A 20,535-nucleotide genomic window follows, 5' to 3' on the forward strand; every position below is an offset into this window, starting at 1 on the left:
ACGGCGGTTTAGGTGAGTGGCGGTCATTGCGGTTAACTTGCTAGCTTTTGCTCGGGGCTCCGACGGGAGGTGTGAGCATGGCTTCGGTGCCGATTGATCCCGTCGCGATCTCGGTACAACCAGCGCTGCTGGATCCGAGGTGCCGGCAAAGTACCTGGCATGGCAGCCGAATGCGGCGTTCCTCCGCCAGCAAATGGAGAAGCGGGTACCACGTTTCGAATACCGCCTAACGGATGGCTTCAGCAGTGTTGACGAACTTGCGCGCGTCCGTCGGGAAACCTTCTCGGCGTTCGAGATTAATTACATGGACCAGAACGCAGCGGCGTTCGGATATGAACGTGTCGGAAATTACTGGATCTACGGAGGTGAATAAGCGACTATGAGCTCCGGCGAAGCGGAACGTCAGATGGCTTCGATATTGGCGGACCGCGGCTTCCATCTTGATGCGGTTGACTCTGATCTCGTATACGGTGAGCGCCCAGCATGGGCAGTGTTCTACCGAGGGCCAGATTGTAAACTTCAATTTTGTTGGTCAGCTCGCGAGGGCGGGGCAGACTTCATGCTAGCGCCGTTAGACGCACCGAATGAGTTCGGGCTGGTGAACCAGTCGAAGAAGTGGCGTTTTATGTTGGCCCTTAGCCTCGATTTTTCATAGTGCTTGATGCTCAACAGGCCTGGTGCTGGATTGGGTTGTCAGGCGGTGGTTTTCCGTCAGCGTGCACGCCGCCTCTGATACCGCGTCCGCACCGCTGGACTGGCGCCTGTACGTGCCGCAACGCTGGGACGAGCAATGCGCCGACGACCCTGCCGATGTGGCTGCGGCCGGGCTCCGCCGCAAGCGGTGCGCGATCCCCGAAGACGAACATCACCGCCCCAAATGGCAGATGGCCCTGGAGATGGTCGACGAGCTGGTCGAATGGGGGCGCACACCGCCGGTGGTGTGCGCCGATGCCGGATACGGCGACACCACCGCCTTCCGGCAAGGCCTAAGCGACCGCGGTGTCGGCTACGTCGTGGCCGTCAAAGGCGCCACCACCGCCTATCCCGGTGACGCCGTACCCGAGACCGTGCCCTACGCCGGGCGCGGACGCCCGGCGACCCTGCGCTACCGCGACCCGCACTCCTGCTGCCGGGACCTGGCCATAGCCGCTGGACGCCACGCGCTCAGGACCGTGACGTGGCGCCAGGGCACCAAAACCGACGCGGCTAACCCCACCGCGGCGATGCGCTCCCGATTTTTGGCCCTGCCGATCCGCCCGGCGAACCGCGACATCACCCCCGCCGCCGACGGCAGCCTCCCGCAAGCCTGGCTGCTCGCCGAATGGCCCACCGGCGCTGACGAACCCACCGACTACTGGCTATCCACACTCGGTCCCGACACACCGCTCAAGGAACTCGTCCGCCTGGCCAAAATCCGCTGGCGCATCGAACACGACCACCGGGAACTCAAAACCGGCCTGGGCCTCGACCACTTCGAGGGACGCTCCTGGATCGGCTGGCACCACCACGCCACCCTCGTCACCGCCGCCCACCTGTTCATCACCACCCTGCGGATCACCGACCCCAAAGCCAGTGGGCAGGACTGACCCTCTACGGCATCGTCCGCGAACTCCAACGCGCACTTGCCCATTGGATCGGCACCTGCCCACTATGCCACCACACCTTCCCAACCTAACAAAGTACTACTAGGACCTTGCTAGCTTTCTGCTCAGGGCTCCCACGGGAGGTGTGAGCATGGCTTCGGTGCCGATTGAATCCGCGAAACTCTCGGTTCGTCCCGCGCTGTTGCACTCGAACGCTTCGCGGGTGGCCGACGCGACCGATGTGTCGCGCACTGGGAGGCCGCCGACGCGCAGTTGCACGGGCGCGTCGGGGTGTTCTCCGAGGCGATGCGTGAGGGCGGCCGCCATTACACCGCGATGGAGGAGGAGCACGCCGCGATGTTCACTGTGCTCGTTCCCAGAGGATCCGGCGCTTCGTAGCGGATGACGATCACAACCGACGGCATCGAAAAGTGGAATCTCGACACCCGTCCGGAGATCCAGCCGCCGGAAGCCTGCCGTGGCTGCTGAACCAACCGCGGCAGGGCGGTGGCCCCGTCCCTCCGGCGCCGGTGAGCCCCAAGGACGTGGAGGAATTCAAAGTCCAGGCCCGGAAGATGTTCGCCAATTACGGCGTTCCGCCGGATCAGATCGAGGCCCAGGTCAATGCGGCTTTGGTCCAGGCTCAGCAGCCGCTGCTGCGAAGCGTTCCACGCGATGTTCCACGGGAGCCGGAGCGACAGCCGACACCGGGATTCGGCGAGGGGTTCGGGGACAGCTGGAGGGCCACCGAGCAAGGCCTCAAGAATCTGCTGGGCCAGGGCGGCCCGGGCGCCCCCGGTGTCCTGGACTCCTGGGGTGGCCTGGCCAAGGGGGTGGGCAAGGCCTTCATGAACCCCGTCGGTGTCGGTATGGAGGACATCAAACGGGCGATGGACGCGCCCAGCCTGCCCTACTTCCTGGGCGAGAAGACCTTCGATGTCGGGTCTGCTGCGGTTACCGCACCGTTCGGTGGGGAAGGTTCGATGGTCCGGGCTGGGCTTAGTGAGGCGCTCGAGACCGGGCCGGCATTCTCACGGTATGCGGCCGTCGGCCTCGATTCCGCTGTGACCGAAAACGCCATCATGCAGTGGCTGAAGGCGCTCCTGAAAATACATTTCGAGCCGGCGCGCGCCGCACTGTTGGCGAAGGCAACCCGAGGACATCGCCCTGCTTCCTGATATCGGCGAGGCGCTGTAGTTACCTGCCCCGGGCGGGCTCTGAACCGCTGTGACCCTGCGCGACCGGCCATCCCCGGCTACCATCAGGCAAGGTTCGCCTGATCCGGGGGGTTTAGGCGGTAGTGCCTGGGGGGATGTTCGTGGGGGCTGTACTGGGGGTATTGCTGTCGTCGACGCGCGTGGGCGTGGTCGTTCTCGACGGTGCCGGAGCTGAAGCGTGCACGGTGATCCGTGACGCGGTGGCCGTGTCCGCATCGGAAATAGACGCTGTTGCGGCCGCGGTGGCACAGGCTGCCCGCACCGCCGCGGACCAGGGCTGCCCGGTGCAGGCCATCGGGCTGACCAGCACGGCCGACGCCGAGAGGTACGGGTGGGACCTGGAAGCGCGGTTGGCGGAAGCGGGCATCGCGCAGATCGAGATGTTCGAGCCGACCGACGCTACGATCGCACTGGCCGACGTGGTCGCCTTGAGCACGCGAGCCCAGAGCGCGACGGTCAGCCTCATTACCAAGGACCAGACCCTGGCGGTGCTGGCCGACGGCGACGAGGGTACGCATCGCACCGTGGTCTGCATGCACAACGACGACGACGCCGCGTTGGTTTCGCTGGACAAGCTGGTCGCCGATTGGCTCTCCAGCCCGGTATTCGTGATGATCCCGCATGACCTTGCGGCCGAAGGCTTTCCGGATCGGCTGGAACGTGCCCTTGCGCCACGAATGATTTCGCTGATCGATGCCGAATTGGGGCTGGCACGCGGGGTGGCGCTCGCGGTCGGAAAGTCCGTGTTCGGCGGCGACGTCGTCGCCGAGGGTGCGGATGCGCCCGTGCGACAACGACTCCACCGCTCCGACGCGATGCTGGTGGGTGCTGTGGCGGTGACGCTTCTGGTTGCTGCCGTGACGGTCGGTTTGGCCCGCGGGGTCCTGTTCGGCAATGAACCGCAGACTCAGTCGGGCGTCAGCGTTGCTGCGACTCGGGACGAGGCCCAGCCGAGGCACTATGTGGCGACGCCGCCTTCGGCTGTGGCGTCCCCGATTTCGGCACCAGAACCGGTAAAGGCTGCCGTGGCGGCGCCGCCGGTTTCGGCGCCGGCTCCGATTGCATCTCAAAACGTCGCACCTGACGAGGCGCACCTTCGAAAGATGACCGAGTCGCTCGCCGAGTCGGCCCCCGGCCCGGCTGAGCCTCCAGCCGGTGTTGCGTTGCCGGCGCCCGTCGAGGAACCCGCGCCCTCGCCGCTCCAGGATGCGATCGCCTTCGTGGAGCAGGCGACCGGGATCGACTTCGACAATGACGGCCGGATCGGTGGCCGCGCCGCAACGCCGGCGCCCGATCAAGCCCCGTGAGGCGTGTGCGTTCCGTCATCGTCTGATGGCCGGGGCCGCTCCATGCCATCGCGGTCGCCGGCACAGAACATGCACGGATCGTTGTGTTCGCTGCCGTAGCCGGCGTACTGCGCGACGACGCTGACGACGGCCGCCGCGGTATCGGGGTCGAGCAGCGGTTCGTTGGCTTTCAACCGCTCAAGCGAACCGATGCCCGCGACAAAAGGGATCGGACTGGCCAACGAGCCCGTAACGTCAACGACCGCGTGGCCGTCGACGAACAGCGTGTACATCTCGTGTTCGGGGAATCCGACGTTGAATCGCAGCACCCACCACTGTCCGGATTGTTGTGCGGCGTAAGGGAAATAGGTGTATCCCGTGCGCAACCAGTCTGGCTGCACGCCGAGATCAATGGGGGGCGGATCGGTACGCCCCTCGGGAAGCTGCCGGGGATCGTAGTAACGACGGGGCTCGGGCTGATACGCCGACTGCTTGGTGCCCTCGGGCGCTTGGAGCAATTCAATGGCGGGCGGCGTGTAGCAGTAGTCGTCGGGGATGTCCGAAACGTGCTCTGGAGGGTCAACCTCGTCCAGATTTCCGCTCCACAGGATCGTCGTCGGATCACCGGGGTGGAGAAACGACGCAGGCAATCGGTCTTCGCATAGATCGAGTTCGTAGTAGTAGTAGAAGACTGCCTCGTCCAGGGAGTGCCAGGGGATCGGATCGAGGATCGATTTCCTGGTGTCGCGTGCCAGACCCGAAGTGATGTCGGACGGCGGCGCTTTGTACACGAGGAACATCATCGATGCGTCGGTCCAAGCATGCGAGACGAAAATCGGCGCGTCGCCTTTGGCGTTCTGCATGCTGATGTAGCGAAGCAGTTCTTGCAGCACATCTGCCGCGAAACCGCTTTGCGCTTCCGGGGGCATCACCAAACCGTAATCCTCGCCCCGACCTGGCGCAGCTCACCACCAAACCGGCACCATAGACCGATGCTGCCGCCACTCGATGACATCCTCGACCGCCTGCATGTGGTGGCGCTGCCTATGCGGGTACGGTTCCGCGGCATCACCGTGCGCGAAGTGGCCCTGATCGATGGGCCGGCTGGCTGGGGAGAGTTCGGCGCGTTCGTTGAATACGAACCTTCCGAGGCGGCGCACTGGCTGGCCGCGGCGCTGGAGAGCGCCTACCACAAGCCACCAGAACCGCGTCGTACCCGCATTCCGATCAATGCCACGGTGCCGGCCGTCGAAGCCGGCCGCGTGCCCGAGGTGCTGGCGCGATTCCCCGGCGCGAAGACGGCCAAGGTCAAAGTCGCCGAACCCGGCCAGAGCCTGGCCGACGACGTCAAGCGCGTCGCCGCGGTACGGGAATTGATCCCCACCGTGCGGGTCGACGCCAACGGCGGCTGGACGGTGGAAGAAGCGGTGCAGGCGGCAAAGGCACTGGGCTCGTTGGAGTATCTGGACCAGCCGTGCGCCACCGTCGCCGAACTCGCCGAACTGCGCCGCCGCATCGACACCCCGATCGCCGCCGACGAGAGCATCCGCAAGGCCGAAGATCCGCTGGCCGTTACCAGAGCCGGCGCAGCCGATATCGCGGTGCTGAAAGTTGCACCGCTGGGCGGTATTTCGGCGCTGCTGAGGATCGCCGACCAGATCGGAATCCCGGTGGTGGTCTCCAGCGCGATCGACTCGGCGGTCGGAATCGCAACCGGTCTGCGGGCCGCCGCCGCATTGTCGGACCTGCGGCACGCCTGCGGGCTGGGTACCGGATCGCTGTTCGTCGACGACGTGACGGATCCAGCCGAGACACCGCCGCAAAAGGACGGCTACCTGCCGGTCCAGCCCGTGGTTCCGGACCCCGCCCGGCTGCACGCCCTGGCCGCTTCGCCGCAACGGCGCCAGTGGTGGATCGACCGGGTCAAGGCATGCCATGGACTGTTGGCTGCCCGCTGAAGCGTTCCTCGAGTGTGCGGTTTGGTGGGCAAAATCGGCCAATTACCTGCTAAACCGCACACTCGGAGCGTTCTCGGGCCGGCTGCCGTCACAAGCTCACACGCTGGGCAGTCGCGCGTCGATCCCGTTGGCGATCGTGACGGCCTCGTCGCTGACGTAGAGCTTGCACGCCAGCACGTCGATCGCGACGTTGTTGGCCACCCGCAGTGCCCGCTGACACGACCAGCCGGCACTGTCATCCTGGTGCTGGGTCATCCACACCGTGGAGTCGACGTCGGCAACCGTGTCGAACGTCCATGGCGTGTCGGCGTAGCCGTCTTTACTGGTGGCGAATGTCCGCTCGCCGCAGAGACTCCAGCGCCGGGCGGTCGCGTCGAAGAAGCCATGCGCATCGCCACGGGTGGCGAACACCGTTACCGCCTGGATCACGAAATGGTCCAGTGCGCTCTCGGTCAGGGTCTGAACGACCGTCGCGGTCCAGTCGGTGTCGGCGTACACCGACCGCTCGACGGGCATCCACGCCGGCAGGCAGTCGCGGTCGGGGAATTGATGGCCGGCATCGAACATCCGAGACCGGGAGTCTTTGACCCGCATGCGGGGGGAGCCCATGATGTCGCCGATGGTGGTGGCCTCCAGGAGCAGATCCGGCAGCATCGACGCGGCCACCGGCCGGGGTCCGTCGTGGTCCGCCGGCACCGCCAGGCCGCCGGTCACCCGCGAACAGGCGGCCGTCACCGCGCAGGCCAGCACCAGCGTGCAAGCCAACCCCGCGGTCCGTCTCCGCATCACCGTCCCCCGCTGCGCCGTTTGCGATCCTGACACCATAAGGCGTCGGCGGGGCGCGTACCTTCACATCCGTGACCAACCTCGCTTACGACGACCGTAATCAGGATGGCGACCCGGTTCTGTTCATCGCCGGACGTGGTGGAGCCGGCCGCGGCTGGCATCTGCACCAGGTGCGCGACTTCCAGCTCGCCCGGTACCGCCCGATCACCTTCGACAACCGCGGTATCGGCGCCACCGAGAACGCCTCGGGATTCACCACCGAAACCATGGTGGCCGACACCGCGCAGCTGATCGAAGCGCTGAACGTCGGCCCGGTCCGGATCGTCGCGGTCTCGATGGGCGCGTTCATCGCCCAGGAGCTGATGCTGGCGCGTCCTGAATTGGTGACGTCCGCCGTCTTGATGGCCACCCGCGGTCGCCACGACCGAGCACGCGACTTCTTCTACTCCGCGGAGGTGAAACTCGCCGGATCCGGTATCGAGCTGCCCGCCGAGTACGAAGCCAAAGTGCGACTGCTGGAAAGCTTTTCACCCAAGACACTCAGCGACGATGCGGCGATCAAAGACTGGATCGCGATGTTCACCATGTGGCCGGTAAAGAACACCCCGGGCCTGCGCTGCCAACTCGACGTAGCGCCGCTGACCAACCGGCTGCCCGCCTACGCCAACATCACCGCGCCGGTACTGGTGATCGGTTTCTCCGACGACGTCGTCACCCCGGCATACCTGAGCCGCGAAGTCGCCGACGCCATCCCGGGCGCGCGCTACCTGGAGATCGCCGACGCCGGCCACCTCGGTTTCATCGAGAAGCCGGACCAGGTCAACAAGGCCGCCTTGGAATTCCTCGCCGAGATCGACGGCAAGCCCTTCCGCTGGACGCCGCCGCCCCCGACGCACGACTAACCTCGTACCAATGACCAACCCCTCGACGGCACAGGCCCGCATCGTCGTCGACGAGCTGATCCGCGGCGGTGTCCGCGACGTGGTGCTGTGCCCAGGGTCGCGCAACGCCCCGCTGGCGTTCGCGCTGCACGACGCCGACCGCGCCGGCCGCCTGCGCCTGCATGTGCGCATCGACGAACGCACCGCCGGGTATCTGGCGATCGGACTGGCGGTGAGCGCCGGGGCGCCGGTATGCGTGGCGATGACGTCGGGCACCGCAGTGGCCAACCTGGGGCCAGCCGTGGTGGAGGCCAACTACGCGCGGGTGCCGTTGATCGTGCTGAGCGCCAACCGGCCGTATGAGCTGCTGGGCACCGGCGCCAACCAGACCATGGAGCAGCTCGGCTACTTCGGCACCCAGGTACGCGCCGCCATCAGCCTGGGCCTGGCCAGCACAGCCGCCCCGGAGCAGATGGCTGCACAGAACGCCACCTGGCGCTCGGCCGTGTGCCGAGTCTTGGTGGCCGCCACCGGAGCTCGCACCGCCAACGCCGGTCCCGTGCAGTTCGACATTCCGCTGCGGGAGCCGCTGGTGCCGGATCCCAAGTCAGATCGGCCGTCGGAGCCCGCGGGCCGCCCGGACGGGCGCCCCTGGACCTATACCCCGCCGGTCAGCTTCGATCAGCCGCTGGACATCGACCTGACTCCGGACACCGTGGTGATCGCCGGGCACGGCGCCGGAACGCATCCGAACCTGGCCGAGCTGCCCACTGTCGCCGAACCCACGGCCCCGGTGCCGCAGAACCCGCTGCATCCGCTGGTGTTGCCGCTGCTGCGCCCGCAGCAGGTCATCATGGCGGGCCGGCCCACCCTGCACCGCCCGGTGTCGGCGTTGCTGGCTGATCCGACGGTGCCGGTATACGCGCTGACCACCGGGCCGCGCTGGCCGGACGTGTCCGGCAATTCGCAGGCCACCGGCACCCGGGCCGTCACCTCCGGTGCGCCGGATCCAGCCTGGTTGCGGCGCTGTGCGGAGCTGAACGCCCACGCCTGCGCCGCGGTGCGTGAGCAGCTGGCGGCGCACCCGCTCACCACCGGCCTGCACGTCGCCGCGGCCGTCGCCGACGCGTTGCGCCCCGGCGATCAGTTGGTGCTGGGCGCCTCCAATCCGGTGCGCGACGCCGCGCTGGTCGGTTTGGGCAACATCGAGGGCGTCCGGAACGTCGCCGTGCGGTCCAACCGCGGCGTTGCCGGTATCGACGGCACGGTGTCCACCGCGATCGGCGCTGCGCTCGCACACGAGCGGGACAACCCCGACGGCCGCACCATCGCCCTGATCGGGGATTTGACGTTCGTCCACGACAGCTCAGGGCTGCTGATCGGCCCCACCGAGCCGACACCGCGAGAGCTGACCATCGTGGTCTCCAACGACAACGGCGGCGGCATTTTCGAGCTGCTCGAACAGGGTGATCCGCGATTCGCCGACGTGTCGTCGCGGATCTTCGGCACCCCGCATGACGTCGACGTCGGCGCGCTGTGCCGTGCCTATCACGTCGAATCTCGGCAAATCGAGGTCGACGCGCTGCCCGCCGCGCTTGCCGAGCCCGCCGACGGTGTGCGGGTGCTCGAGGTCAAAGCCGACCGGTCGTCGTTGCGGACATTGCATGCCGCCATCAGGGCCGCCTTGTGAAGTCGCCCGACCATAACTCCACTAAGTTCTCCAAGCCGCTTAAACCGCTGTTGCGCAGCTTGATTCACGGTAACGGTGCGATTGCCCCGGGCACCCGGGCCGGGCGTGCGCTGCGCTGGGCACGGAAAGGCGTGCTGATCCTGGTGGCGCTGGTGACGCTGCAGTCGGTGCTGCTGGTGGCCGGGGCCTGGCGCAACGACATCACTATCGGGCGCGACATGGGGGTCGCCGAAGCTGAGGTCCTCAACGCGGGCTTTCGGCGCTCCACCATCGAGTTCGTCACCCCGGAACGGATCACCTACCGTCCCGAGCTGGGGGTGCTGTATCCGTCCGAATTGGCAACCGGGATGCGGATCTACGTCGAATACGACAAGGCCGACCCGGACCTGGTGCGGGTCCAGCACCGCACCGCGGTGCTGGCGATCATCCCGGCCGGGTCGGTGGCGGTGGTCGCCTGGCTGGTCGGGATCGCGGCACTGGCGGGGCTGGGTGCCCTGGAACGACGCTGGGCTGCGGCTGGTCACCACCCTGGGGGCTGAGGCTCCCGAAGTCTTGGCTGCGATCAACGAGCTTGTCGAGATTTTGCGGGAGTAGTCGTGGCCGGTTTTCAACGCAAACGCTACCGCTGCCATTCGTAATACAAGCCTTACTTTACCTAGGAAAACCTATCCATTGTTGGTCTCAAAAAATGCATTCCGCCATTCTTTAAGATAGGTCTACATTACTTAGGAATGGCTCTCCTGCGTGAGTATCGCCTTCGTTGCGGACCCATTTTGATCTGCGCTAACGTGCACGCCATGACCAAACACAACGCAATCGAGACAAAGTTCCATCAGCTGCTGCAAGAGCAGATCCGTCACGAATTCACGGTGGTTCAGCAATACACTGCGATCGCCGTATATTTCGACAATGACGATCTGCCGCAGCTGGCGAAATACTTCTACCGGCATGCCGGTGAGGAGCGCGAGCACGCGATGAAAATTGTGCAGTATTTCATCGATCGTGATTTCGGAGTCCAGATCCCGGGAACCGACGAGGTGCGCAACCAGTTCGACACTCCCCGGGAGGCGATCGCATTGGCGCTGGACCTGGAGCGCGTGGTCACCAAACAGGTCAGCGCGTTGGCGGCTACCGCCCGCGAAGAAGGCGACTACCTCGGCGAGCAGCTGATGTGGTGGTTCCTCGGCGAGCAGGTCGAAGAAGAGGCGGTGATGATCACGCTGTTGAACGTCGCCGAACGCGCCGGAGACAATCTGTTCGACCTCGAGGAATTCGTCGCCCGGGACATCAACTCCTAAACCACTTGGCAACTGTCCACTAACCCTGTCGGCACCGCCGGCCCCACCCGGGCGGCGGTGCCGACACTCATGATCGCCGCGACCGCCGGCGGCGGCCTGGCCCGCCGGACCTTGATGCCATTGCCGCTGAAGGCGTAGGTCGCTTCGGTTGCCGGCCATTCGACCTAGGACACTGATGGATCGTCGAGACCAAGAATCGCATTCACCCGATTCGGTGGTCGCGCTTGCCCGGCTGGAACCGGGCCAGCGGGCGACGATCGTCGGAATGGCTCCGCAGGCGGATCCTGTCGTGGTGGGAAGGCTCCGGCAGCTGGGTTTTCGGCAAGATGCCCGCGTCGACGTGATCCGGCGGGCCCCACTGGGTGATCCGACGATCTACCGGGTTGCGGACACCGAAATGTGTATCCGTCGCCGTGAGGCGCGGTTGATCGACGTCGTCGCGGACACCCAGCGATGACGTCCTGCCACGCCGACGGTGACGGTGCTGCTGATGTCACGGGCATCCGACGGATTGCACTGGTCGGCTGTCCCAACGCCGGAAAAACCAGTCTCTTCAACCAGCTGACCGGGCTGCGGGCAAAGACCGGCAACTATCCGGGCGTCACCGTCGGACGCAGTGGCGGTATCACGAAGGTAGGTGGCGTTGCGATCGCAGTGGAAGACCTGCCCGGCACCTACAGCCTCGACCCGATCAGCGCGGACGAGAAGGTGGTGACCGATAGGCTGATCGGTGAACTGGATGACACCGGCAAACCTGATGCGGTCGTGCTGGTGGCTGACGTGACCACCCTGCGTCGCTCGATAACGTTGGTGGCCCAAGTGCTCCGGCTCAACCTGCCCTGCCTGCTGGTACTCACGATGGGTGACGAGTTGACGGCTCGCGGCGGGCGGATCGACACCGATGCCCTGGCGCTGGCGTTGGGGATCCCGGTCAGCGTCGTGGTCGCGCACCGCGGTGCGGGCGTCGACGGCCTGCGCGCGCAGCTGGGGTCGGTCGAGCGGTGGCAGCGTCCACCGCTGCTGCCCCCGTCTGACCCGGACACCGTCGACGCTTGGGGCAAGTCGATACTCGGCGCGGCCAATTATCTTGCCCCGCAACCGGATCGACGCACCAACCGGATTGACCGGCTGGTCTTGCATCCGCTGTGGGGAACGGTCGTCTTCTTCACGGCGATGTTTGTGTTCTTCCAGATCGTATTCGTCGTCGGTGAACCCGTGCAGGATCGGATCGCACAGGGACTCGGCTGGCTGAGCGGGCAGGTTACCGAACATATCGGCAACTCGGCGGTGGCGGGCCTGCTCGCGCGGGGAGTGATCGCCGGCGTCGGTACCGTCCTACAGTTCATCCCGCAGATTGTGTTGCTGTTCTTACTGATCGCGCTGCTGGAGAATATCGGCTACATGTCGCGCGCAGCGTTCTTGATGGACCGGGTGATGGCCACGACCGGGTTGGAAGGCCGCGCGTTCGTGGCGATGCTGTCGTCGTTCGCCTGCGCGGTCCCGGGCATTCTGAGCACCCGTACCCTGCCGTCGTCCCGCGACAGGATCGCCACCATCATCACCGCACCGCTGATGCCCTGTTCGGCGCGGCTGCCGGTGTATACCCTGCTGGTCAGTCTGCTGGTCACGCCGCAGGCCCGTTGGTGGGGCCTCAACGGCCAGGGTGTCACGATGTTCCTGCTGTACCTCTGCGGCGGGATCTCGGCGTTGATCGCCGCGCGCGTTGTCAAGTCGACGATCCTGCGCAGCGATCTGCTGCCGTTCACCATGGAGCTTCCCCCGTACCGATTCCCGTCCGGCAAGGCGGTGCTGATCGCCATGTGGAGTGCGGCGAAGGTTTTCCTGCGCAAGGCCGGGACCATCATCCTGGCGGCTTCCCTGGTGCTGTGGGCGATGCTCAACCTGCCGACACGCCAGACGCAGACCGCGGACCTCTCCCGCGCCGGCGCGACCGCTTACGTGATGGAGCACAGCTATGCCGCCGACGCCGGCCGGGCCATCGAGCCGGTGTTTCGACCACTCGGGTTCGACTGGCGGATCGACGTGGCTCTGGTCGGCGCCCTGTCGGCGCGCGAAGTCTTCGTTTCCACACTGGGTCAGGTGTCGTCGTCGGCGAACCCGGGCGACCCCGGTCAAGCGCTGACCGGCATGACCGACGGGCGCGGCCAGAAGGTGTTGACCGCACCGACGGTCGTCGCACTGCTGGCGTATTTCGTGTACGCGTTGCAGTGCATGTCGACCGTCGCCGCCATGCGCCGCGAGACCAACTCGTGGCGGTGGCCGGGCTTCGCGTTCGGTTACCTGTTCGCCGTCGCGTGGTTGATGGCGTTGGCGGCCCGGTCTATTGCGATCGGCGTAGGCGCATGAGCCAGTCGGCGTCTTCGGTGTCCACCACGGTTTTGGAGGTGACGTCGTAAACCGTCGGGGTCCCGGGATTCTGCGGGTTGGCCGCCAACAGCTGGACCCGGTTGAAGGCGTTCATCGACGTGGTGTCGACGACCGGCTGCCCGGAGGCGATGAGGTCCACCACGTGGGCGGGAAGACCGCTCTCGCGGGCGGTGGTGGCGATGTCCTCGATGCTCGGCGTGCCGCCCTTGAGGTACAGGCCGTTCACGAACGCCTGGTAGGTCGCCGCCGAGGTGGCCGGATCGGCCGCCGCCATCAGTGCGTTGCCGACCCGCGCGGAGGTGTCGTTTTTGCGGCGGGCATCCAGAAACGTCATCCACCGGTAGGTCATTGCGACGTCGCCGGCGGCCAGGTGCCGGCTCAGGTCGCCGCCGGAGGCCGCCTCGAACTTCGCGCACTCGGAGCACTGCGGGTCGCAGAAGATCTCCAGCTGCACCGGGGCGGAGGCCGCTCCGACCAGCACGCCGAAGTGATCGGCGCTCCATGCCGTGCCGGGTTCGTGCGCCGGTCCCAGCTTCGCCTCTCCTCCGTCGAGGCTCGCTGAACCGCCGGGTTCGTGCGCCGGTCCCAGCTTCGCCTCTCCTCCGTCGAGGCTCGCTGAACCGCCGGGCGCATCGGGGTCGGCTGTCGCCGGAGCCGTCAAAACCCCGCCGAATGTCATCAATACTGCCAATGTGCCCAGCCAAGACCGCATTCCAGCAACCCTATCGGAGGCGGGTAGCGTCGACCCGGTGAGCCCCGCCAGCCTGGACCAAGACCCCCGCGCGGCGGCGTCGATGTTCGACGGCGTCGCCCGCCGCTACGACCTGACCAACACGGTGCTGTCGCTGGGGCGAGACCGATCCTGGCGCCGGGCCACTCGCAAGGCACTCGGGTTGCAGCCGGGGGAGAAGGTGCTCGACCTGGCGGCCGGCACCGCGGTGTCCACGGTCGAACTCGCGAAATCTGGCGCGTGGTGCGTGGCTGCGGACTTCTCGGTCGGCATGCTGGCCGCCGGCGCCGGCCGTGACGTGCCCAAGGTCGCCGGCGACGCCACCAAGCTGCCCTTCGACGACGGCGTGTTCGACGCGGTCACGATCAGTTTCGGGCTGCGCAACGTCGTCGACCACGCGACTGGCCTGCGGGAGATGGCCCGGGTGACCAGGCCCGGTGGCCGGCTGGTGGTCTGCGAGTTCTCCACCCCGACCGTGCCGGTGTTCGCCACCGCCTACAAGGAGTACCTGATGCGGGCGCTGCCGGCGGTGGCACGCGCGGTGTCGAGCAACCCGGAGGCCTACGTCTACCTCGCCGAATCGATCCGCGCCTGGCCGGATCAGGCAGCGCTGGCCGAGCGGATCACCGCGGCGGGCTGGTCGGAGGTGAGCTGGCGCAACCTCACCGGCGGCATCGTCGCCCTGCACTCCGGGCGCAAGCCGTTGTAGGTCGCTCGGCCTAGGTAACCGGGTCGAACCGGAAGACCGAAATGCGTCCGGCGAGCGCCTCGACTTCCTCGGGCGTGCCGCGTTGGACCAGGCCGGCCTGCTTGAGAAAACGGACGCCGACGGGCACCTGCACCGGGAACTCCCGCAGCACCGGGCGTGCCGACTCGGGTGACAGCTCCACAATGCGTACCGGCCGTACCTTGCGGCCGTGGCGCAGCGTGCCCGAGCCGGCCGCCCGGGCATTGAGTGCCCAGTCGGCGTTGGGGAATCCCGCCACGGTGTAGAGCTGACCGTCGAGGGTGAACGGTGTCATCGGGGTGCTGCGCGGTTGACCGGACTTGCGGCCGGGCACCGTCAACACCATCGGCGGGCCCATCGGGATGCCCAGCTTCTGCAGGCCGATCATCACCTTGTTGACCGGCTTGAGCCAGCGCGGCGGCTTCGGGTCACTCATGGCGACGCTCCTGGTCAGCCCAGGTGCGCCGAGAGCAGCCAGCCCGCGGCCGACTTGCGGCCGCCGGGTTCATCGCGCAGCGGAACGCCGCCGAATCCGGGGAATTCGCCGGGGAACACCGCGTGCAGGCGGGCCGGCTTGATCTCGTCGATCACCCAGTACTTCGACACCACCTCGCGCAGCTCGTCGGCGGTCACCGCGAACGGCGGGCCTTCGGGGATGGCGGCCTTGTCGAAGACCAGCACGAAGTACGACGCCCCGGGGGCAGCGGCGCGCGCGATCGAGCGCTGGTAGCCCTCGCGGGCCTCCACCGGGATCGAGTGGAACAGCGTGCTGTCGACGATGGTGCCGAAGCGACCGTCATAGCCGGAGAAGTTGCTGATGTCGGCGACCTCGAAGGTGGCGTTGGCCAACCCGCGCTTGGCCGCTTCCTGGCGGGCCAGGTCGATGGCGGTGGGCGACATGTCGAGGCCGACGGTGGTGTGGCCCTGTGCGGCCAGATAAAGCGAGATGGCGGCCTCGCCGCAGCCGACGTCGAGGATGTCGCCGTGAAATTTGCCCTGTTCGATCAGCGTCGCCAGCTCGGGTTGGGGCTCCCCGATGCTCCACGGTGGTTTGGCGCCCAAGCCCATCTGCTCGGATTCGCCCCGGTATGCGGCGTCGAACTGGAAATCCAATGAATCGCTCATCACTCCGGTATAGCAATGCTCCTGATATATGTCAACGACGTTGATATATCTCCAACGGGCCGGGGCTAGCAGAACGGGCGGCGGCGGTCGATCAGCCGGGACATCCGGCCCCCGCCACGCCACGCTCGCGCCACGAAGTCCGCGTCCTCGTCGGTGACCAGGTTGGCCATCACCCGCACCGCCACCCGCATCAGCATCGAGGAGCGCATCGCCAGCGGACCGGTGGCCGGCAGGAATCGGGGGAAGGTCAGCAGCAGCGCCAGCCGTCGGGCCACCGAGAATCCACGGGCGTAGTGGGCGGCCAGCAACTCCGGCCAGGCCTGGGAAAGGTCGGCGTCGCCCGCGTTCTCCAGGAGTTCTACGGCCAGCCGCCCGGTCTCCAGGCCGTAATCGATGCCCTCGCCGTTGAGCGGGTTGACGCAGGCCGCGGCGTCGCCGATCAGCATCCAGTTCGGCCCGGCGATCCCCGACACCGCGCCGCCCATCGGCAGCAGCGCGCTGGCCGGCGCACGCACCGGGCCGTCGAAACCCCACTCGTCGCGACGCAGATCGGCGTAGTAGGACATCAGTGGTCGCAGCGCCACGTCGGCGGGGCGTTTCACGGTGGCCAGCGCGCCCACGCCGATGTTCACCTCGCCATTGCCCAGCGGGAAGATCCAGCCGTAGCCCGGCAGCACCGCCCCGTCGGGGGATCGCAGTTCCAGGTGCGACGTCAGCCACGGTTCGTCGCTGCGCGGCGAGGCCAGATATCCGCGCGCAGCCACCCCGTACACCGTCTCCTGGTGCCACTGGCGGCCCAGCACGCGGCCCAGTGTGGAGCGGGCCCCGTCGGCGACGATCAGCGCCCGGCAGGCCACCTCGGTGCCGTCGGCCAGCGCCACCGAACGCACCCGCCCGGACGAGTCGTGATGGACACCGACCGCCTTGCTGCCCAACAGCATTCGGGCACCGGACTCCTCGGCGACCTTGCGGATCCGTTCGTCGAGTTCAGTGCGCGGCGCGGCGCTGCCGGTGGACGGGAATGACGGGCCGGGCCAGTCCACCTCTACCTCGCCACCGAACCCGGCCATCCGCAGGCCCCGGTGCCTGATATGGCTGTCCAGCCACTCGCCGAGCCCCAACAATTCCAACTGCTCGACTGCGCGCGGGGTCAGACCGTCGCCGCACGGCTTGTCCCGGGGGAAGGTGGCCGTGTCGACCACCAGGACGTCGCGACCCGCCCTCGCGGCCCAGGCGGCAGCCGCCGATCCGGCCGGTCCGGCGCCGACTATCACCACATCGGCCACCATGTCAGCGCTGGAACTCACACTGACCAGTATGTTGGAGCCGTGAGGACACCGGCGAGTGTGGTGGCGGGGTTGGATTTCGGCGGCCTGGGCGACCCGGCGTTCGCGGCCAATGTCCGCGACGGGGTGGCACGCATCGAAGAGCTGATGGACACCGAATTGCGCGGCAGCGACAGCCTCATGACCGAGGCCGTGACCCACCTGTTCGACGCCGGCGGCAAGCGGTTCCGGCCGCTGTTCACGGTGCTGTCGGCCCAGCTGGGGCCCGAGCCGGACGCCTGGCAGGTGACGGTGGCCGGTGCGGTGATCGAACTGGTGCACCTGGCCACGCTGTACCACGACGATGTGATGGATGAGGCACAGATCCGCCGTGGGGCGCCCAGTGCCAACGCGAGGTGGGGCAACAACATCGCGATCCTGGCCGGTGACTACCTGTTCGCCACCGCCTCACGCCTGGTGTCGCGGCTGGGACCGGATGCGGTGCGGATCATCGCCGAGACCTTTGCCCAGTTGGTGACCGGACAGATGCGCGAGACCCGCGGTCCAGCGCAGGGTACGGCGGATGGCGCAGCCGCCGTCGAGCACTACCTCAAGGTCGTCTACGAGAAGACGGCCTGCCTGATCGCGGCGTCGGGCCGCTTCGGTGCAACGTTCTCCGGTGCCGACGACGACCAGATCGAGCGACTGGCCCGCTTGGGTGGGATCGTGGGCACCGCCTTCCAGATCTCCGACGACATCATCGACATCGATTCCGACCCCGATGAGTCCGGCAAGCTGCCCGGCACCGATCTGCGCGAGGGCGTGCACACGCTGCCGGTGCTCTACGCGCTGCAGGAGCCGGGCGCCGACGCCGAGCGGCTGCGCGTGCTGCTGGCCGGCCCGGTCACCGAGGACGCGGCGGTCGAGGAGGCGCTGGGGCTGCTGCGGGCGTCGGCCGGCATGGTCAAGGCCAAGCAGACGGTGGCCGAGTACGCCGCGCAGGCCCGCGCGGAGCTAGCTGCGCTACCCGACTGCGTCGGGCGGGCGGCGTTGGCCAGCCTGGTTGACTACACCGTCACTCGACACGGCTGACCACGATTGCGGAACTCGTGCGACCGCGGCAGCGTTTAATGAGCACGATGGTCGTTCTCCAAGGAGGAAGTCGATGACCTGGCATCCGCACCACAACACGGCGAAGACGTTCGTTCTGCTGTTCGTGATGTCGGCGTTGATCGTCCTGGTGGGCCGGGCGTTCGGACCGCAGATGATGTGGGTGGCGGTGCTGTTCGCCGTGGGGATGAACGCCTACACCTACTTCAACAGCGACAAGCTGGCACTGCGGGCGATGCGCGCCCAGCCAGTAACCGAGGTGCAGGCACCGGAGATCTACCGGATTGTGCGGGAGCTGGCCACTACCGCCCACCAGCCGATGCCCCGGTTGTACGTCAGCGACACCAACGCGCCCAACGCCTTCGCCACCGGCCGCAACCCGCGCCACGCCGCGGTGTGCTGCACCAGCGGAATCCTGCGGCTGCTCAACGAGCGTGAGCTGCGCGCGGTGCTGGGCCACGAGCTGTCGCACGTGTACAACCGCGACATCCTGATCTCGTGTGTGGCCGGTGCACTGGCCTCGGTGATCACCGGTTTGGCCAACATGGCGATGTTCATGGGCAACCGCCGCGATGGGAACCCGCTGGCGATGCTGCTGGTCGCCTTGGTGGGGCCGCTGGCGGCCTCGGTGGTGCGGATGGCCGTGTCGCGGTCGCGGGAATACCAGGCCGACGAATCCGGCGCTGTGCTTTCGGGTGACCCGCTGGCGCTGGCGTCCGCGCTGCGCAAGATCTCCGATGGTGTGGAACTCGCCCCGCTGCCGCCCGAGCCGGAACTGGCCAGCCAGTCGCATCTGATGATCGCCAACCCGTTCCGCGCGGGGGAGAAGGTCGGTCAGCTGTTCGCCACCCACCCCCCGATGGCCGACCGGATTCGGCGCCTGGAGGACATGGCCAGGGGGTAGAACGGGCCTCCCGCGCCCCGGCCGTCTCACCCGCCACTTCCGCCCCTGGGCCTGGGGATAGATGTATGCACGAATCGGATAGCGCATGCGCTACTACCGGGCATGAACCACTACACCTATCGCGCCGAATGGTCGCGCGAGCACGACGAATACGTCGGCCGCTGCCTCGAACTGCCATTCCTGAAGCAGTGGGCGCCGACGCTGCGGGAGGCGATCGCCGGTGTCGAGCGACGAGTACCTGGCCGAGTGCGAAGGTGAAGATGTACCGGCTCCGATCACGGACCGACCTTCAGCGGCACATTCCTGGTGCGGACCTCACCGTCGCTGCATGCCCGGCTCGCCGTCGAGGCCGCCGATCAGCATGTCTCGATGAACCACTGGATCGTGCAGAAGTTGGCCGACCGGCCGGTGAGTGGCCTGCTGGACTGGTGATATCGCCAGTGCTATCCGATTTGAACTCATCTCACCCTTCCTCCGGAGGTGCGAAAGTGACGCCTGTGACGGCCGGCCCCGGAGTCAGAACCCGGAGCCGGTCACCTCGTGCCCGGGAGTTTCGGCGATCAGCCCGCGGTAGGCCTGCTCCACCGTGGAGCCGTGGTTGATCACGCCGTCGACCTCGCGGGCGATCGGCATGCTCAGCCCGTACTGTGCGGCGAACTTCATGATCACGCTGGCGGCCCGCACGCCCTCGGCCACCTGGTTCATCGACGCGATGATCTCGTCGATCGTCTTCCCGGAGCCCAGTTGTTCGCCGACGTAGCGGTTGCGGCTGCGCTGGCTGGTGCAGGTGACGATCAGGTCGCCCATTCCGGCCAGACCTGCGAAGGTGTCGCGGGCTCCGCCCATTGCCTCGCCGAGCTTGGACATCTCGCGTACCGAACGCGCCATCACCATGGCCCGGGTGTTCTCGCCGATCCCCAGCGAGTAGCCCATCCCGACCGCGATCGCGTACACGTTCTTCAGTGCGCCGGCCATCTCGACCCCGACCACGTCGTCGGTGGTGTACACCCGGAATCGCTTGGTGCGGAACAGTGATGCCAGCTCGCAGGCCTGACCCGGGTCGGGCATGGCCAGCACCGCCGCCGCGGCATATCCCTCGGCGACTTCGCGGGCGATGTTGGGGCCGGCCAGGATGCCGGCCGGATGACCGGGCAGCACCTCGTCGACGATCTGCGACATCCGCATGTTGGTGCCCTGTTCCAGGCCCTTGACCAGCGACACCACCGGCACCCAGGGGCGCAGTTCGACGGCCAGTTCTTCGAGCACGCCCCGGAAACCGTGTGAGGGTACGGCCATCACGACGACGTCGGCGCAGTGCGCGGCTTCGGCGAAATCGGTGGTGGCGCGCAGGGTGTCGCTGAGTTCCACGTCGTTACCGAGGTAGCGACTGTTGCGGTGGTTGTCGTTGATGTCGGCGGCGGTCGCTTCCGATCGCACCCATTGCAGCGTCGGTGCCCGGCGCGAGCAGATGGACGCCACCGTGGTACCGAACGATCCGCCTCCGAGCACGACGACATTGGGTGTACGAGTAGCAGCAGGCATGAGCGACAGCGTATTGCCGTCGTCGCCACCGCACTGGCGGTTTGT

The 20,535-nt window shown here is 67.0% G+C and carries 20 protein-coding genes and 2 pseudogenes; 15 read left to right on the forward strand and 7 right to left on the reverse strand.

Features of this window, described 5'->3' with window-relative positions; genetic code table 11:
• The first annotated feature begins 139 nt into the window (after positions 1-139).
• The 4 genes and pseudogenes from BN4346_RS48010 to BN4346_RS24380 all read left to right on the forward strand — a co-directional run bounded on the left by BN4346_RS48010 (position 140) and on the right by BN4346_RS24380 (position 4,107).
• On the forward strand, positions 140-373 hold the full coding sequence (locus tag BN4346_RS48010; protein ID WP_096867433.1) for a hypothetical protein: 234 nt from the start codon (positions 140-142) through the stop codon (positions 371-373).
• Between the two features lie 334 nt (positions 374-707).
• A pseudogene (locus BN4346_RS24370) lies at positions 708-1,586 on the forward strand (IS701 family transposase); the annotation flags it as partial.
• 527 nt (positions 1,587-2,113) lie between these two features.
• Positions 2,114-2,761: a hypothetical protein gene (locus BN4346_RS24375; protein WP_167666191.1), complete on the forward strand. Its 648-nt coding sequence runs from the start codon at positions 2,114-2,116 to the stop codon at positions 2,759-2,761.
• Positions 2,762-2,901: 140 nt separating this feature from the next.
• A complete protein-coding gene (locus BN4346_RS24380; RefSeq protein ID WP_154677535.1) occupies positions 2,902-4,107 on the forward strand; it encodes a hypothetical protein in 1,206 nt (401 codons plus the stop codon).
• Here BN4346_RS24380 and BN4346_RS48660 read toward each other — a convergent pair.
• Entirely contained in the window at positions 4,095-5,015 is a 921-nt protein-coding gene (locus tag BN4346_RS48660; RefSeq protein WP_235653502.1) for a hypothetical protein, read from the reverse strand. The two genes, BN4346_RS24380 and BN4346_RS48660, sit on opposite strands and share 13 nt — an antisense overlap.
• 63 nt (positions 5,016-5,078) lie before the next feature.
• On the opposite strand from BN4346_RS48660, the gene BN4346_RS24390 reads away from it, so the two are divergent.
• Positions 5,079-6,044 carry an o-succinylbenzoate synthase gene (locus BN4346_RS24390; protein ID WP_067966892.1) on the forward strand — a complete coding sequence of 322 codons (966 nt, stop codon included), beginning with the start codon at positions 5,079-5,081 and terminating at the stop codon, positions 6,042-6,044.
• 96 nt (positions 6,045-6,140) lie between these two features.
• Here BN4346_RS24390 and BN4346_RS24395 read toward each other — a convergent pair whose 3' ends face one another.
• Positions 6,141-6,830, reverse strand: coding sequence for a sensor domain-containing protein (locus tag BN4346_RS24395; RefSeq protein WP_235653503.1), 690 nt, complete (start codon positions 6,828-6,830; stop codon positions 6,141-6,143).
• Between the two features lie 71 nt (positions 6,831-6,901).
• Here BN4346_RS24395 and BN4346_RS24400 point away from each other — a divergent pair, with 71 nt between their 5' ends.
• From BN4346_RS24400 to feoB, 6 genes are all read left to right on the forward strand, one after another.
• Positions 6,902-7,732, forward strand: a complete 831-nt coding sequence (locus BN4346_RS24400; RefSeq protein ID WP_067966899.1) for an alpha/beta fold hydrolase — start codon at positions 6,902-6,904, stop codon at positions 7,730-7,732.
• A gap of 10 nt (positions 7,733-7,742) precedes the next feature.
• Positions 7,743-9,401: a 2-succinyl-5-enolpyruvyl-6-hydroxy-3-cyclohexene-1-carboxylic-acid synthase gene (gene menD, locus BN4346_RS24405; RefSeq protein WP_067966902.1), complete on the forward strand. Its 1,659-nt coding sequence runs from the start codon at positions 7,743-7,745 to the stop codon at positions 9,399-9,401.
• Positions 9,398-9,940 carry a DUF3592 domain-containing protein gene (locus tag BN4346_RS24410; RefSeq protein WP_067966905.1) on the forward strand — a complete coding sequence of 181 codons (543 nt, stop codon included), beginning with the start codon at positions 9,398-9,400 and terminating at the stop codon, positions 9,938-9,940. Before menD ends, BN4346_RS24410 begins: the two co-directional genes overlap by 4 nt.
• A 258-nt stretch (positions 9,941-10,198) precedes the next feature.
• Positions 10,199-10,699, forward strand: a complete 501-nt coding sequence (locus BN4346_RS24415) for a ferritin (protein WP_067966907.1) — start codon at positions 10,199-10,201, stop codon at positions 10,697-10,699.
• Positions 10,700-10,874: 175 nt separating this feature from the next.
• Complete coding sequence (locus BN4346_RS24420) at positions 10,875-11,156, forward strand: FeoA family protein (RefSeq protein WP_078058403.1); 282 nt, start codon at positions 10,875-10,877, stop codon at positions 11,154-11,156.
• Positions 11,153-13,066 (forward strand): ferrous iron transporter B, encoded by a 1,914-nt coding sequence (gene feoB, locus BN4346_RS24425; protein WP_067966910.1) that lies wholly within the window; start codon positions 11,153-11,155, stop codon positions 13,064-13,066. The genes BN4346_RS24420 and feoB overlap by 4 nt, the downstream gene beginning before the upstream one ends.
• On the opposite strand, the gene BN4346_RS24430 is transcribed toward feoB, so the two are convergent.
• Positions 13,041-13,799 carry a DsbA family protein gene (locus BN4346_RS24430; RefSeq protein ID WP_235653505.1) on the reverse strand — a complete coding sequence of 253 codons (759 nt, stop codon included), beginning with the start codon at positions 13,797-13,799 and terminating at the stop codon, positions 13,041-13,043. The genes feoB and BN4346_RS24430 overlap by 26 nt on opposite strands.
• Positions 13,800-13,836: 37 nt before the next feature.
• Between BN4346_RS24430 and BN4346_RS24435 the strand changes: the two genes are divergently transcribed.
• Positions 13,837-14,526, forward strand: coding sequence for a demethylmenaquinone methyltransferase (locus BN4346_RS24435; RefSeq protein ID WP_067966912.1), 690 nt, complete (start codon positions 13,837-13,839; stop codon positions 14,524-14,526).
• A 10-nt stretch (positions 14,527-14,536) separates the two neighbouring features.
• Here BN4346_RS24435 and BN4346_RS24440 read toward each other — a convergent pair whose 3' ends face one another.
• The 3 genes from BN4346_RS24440 to menJ form a co-directional block, all read right to left on the reverse strand.
• Complete coding sequence (locus BN4346_RS24440) at positions 14,537-14,980, reverse strand: nitroreductase family deazaflavin-dependent oxidoreductase (RefSeq protein WP_067966915.1); 444 nt, start codon at positions 14,978-14,980, stop codon at positions 14,537-14,539.
• Positions 14,981-14,994: 14 nt separating this feature from the next.
• Positions 14,995-15,669, reverse strand: a complete 675-nt coding sequence (locus tag BN4346_RS24445; protein WP_067966917.1) for a class I SAM-dependent methyltransferase — start codon at positions 15,667-15,669, stop codon at positions 14,995-14,997.
• A gap of 65 nt (positions 15,670-15,734) precedes the next feature.
• Positions 15,735-16,958 carry a menaquinone reductase gene (gene menJ / locus BN4346_RS24450; RefSeq protein ID WP_096867435.1) on the reverse strand — a complete coding sequence of 408 codons (1,224 nt, stop codon included), beginning with the start codon at positions 16,956-16,958 and terminating at the stop codon, positions 15,735-15,737.
• A 39-nt stretch (positions 16,959-16,997) separates the two neighbouring features.
• On the opposite strand from menJ, the gene grcC1 reads away from it, so the two are divergent.
• The 3 genes and pseudogenes from grcC1 (at position 16,998) to BN4346_RS49820 (ending at position 19,380) form a co-directional block, all read left to right on the forward strand.
• Positions 16,998-18,026: a nonaprenyl/(2E,6E)-farnesyl/geranylgeranyl diphosphat synthase gene (grcC1, locus tag BN4346_RS24455; RefSeq protein WP_167666192.1), complete on the forward strand. Its 1,029-nt coding sequence runs from the start codon at positions 16,998-17,000 to the stop codon at positions 18,024-18,026.
• Positions 18,027-18,099: 73 nt separating this feature from the next.
• Complete coding sequence (gene htpX / locus BN4346_RS24460; RefSeq protein WP_067966919.1) at positions 18,100-18,948, forward strand: zinc metalloprotease HtpX; 849 nt, start codon at positions 18,100-18,102, stop codon at positions 18,946-18,948.
• 102 nt (positions 18,949-19,050) lie between these two features.
• A pseudogene (locus BN4346_RS49820) lies at positions 19,051-19,380 on the forward strand (type II toxin-antitoxin system HicB family antitoxin).
• An 84-nt stretch (positions 19,381-19,464) separates the two neighbouring features.
• On the opposite strand, the gene BN4346_RS24470 reads toward BN4346_RS49820, so the two are convergent.
• Positions 19,465-20,490 carry an NAD(P)H-dependent glycerol-3-phosphate dehydrogenase gene (locus BN4346_RS24470; protein ID WP_067967544.1) on the reverse strand — a complete coding sequence of 342 codons (1,026 nt, stop codon included), beginning with the start codon at positions 20,488-20,490 and terminating at the stop codon, positions 19,465-19,467.
• Between the last annotated feature and the right edge of the window lie 45 nt (positions 20,491-20,535).

This window comes from Mycolicibacter icosiumassiliensis (genome assembly GCF_900078685.2).
GTDB lineage: Bacteria > Actinomycetota > Actinomycetes > Mycobacteriales > Mycobacteriaceae > Mycobacterium > Mycobacterium icosiumassiliensis.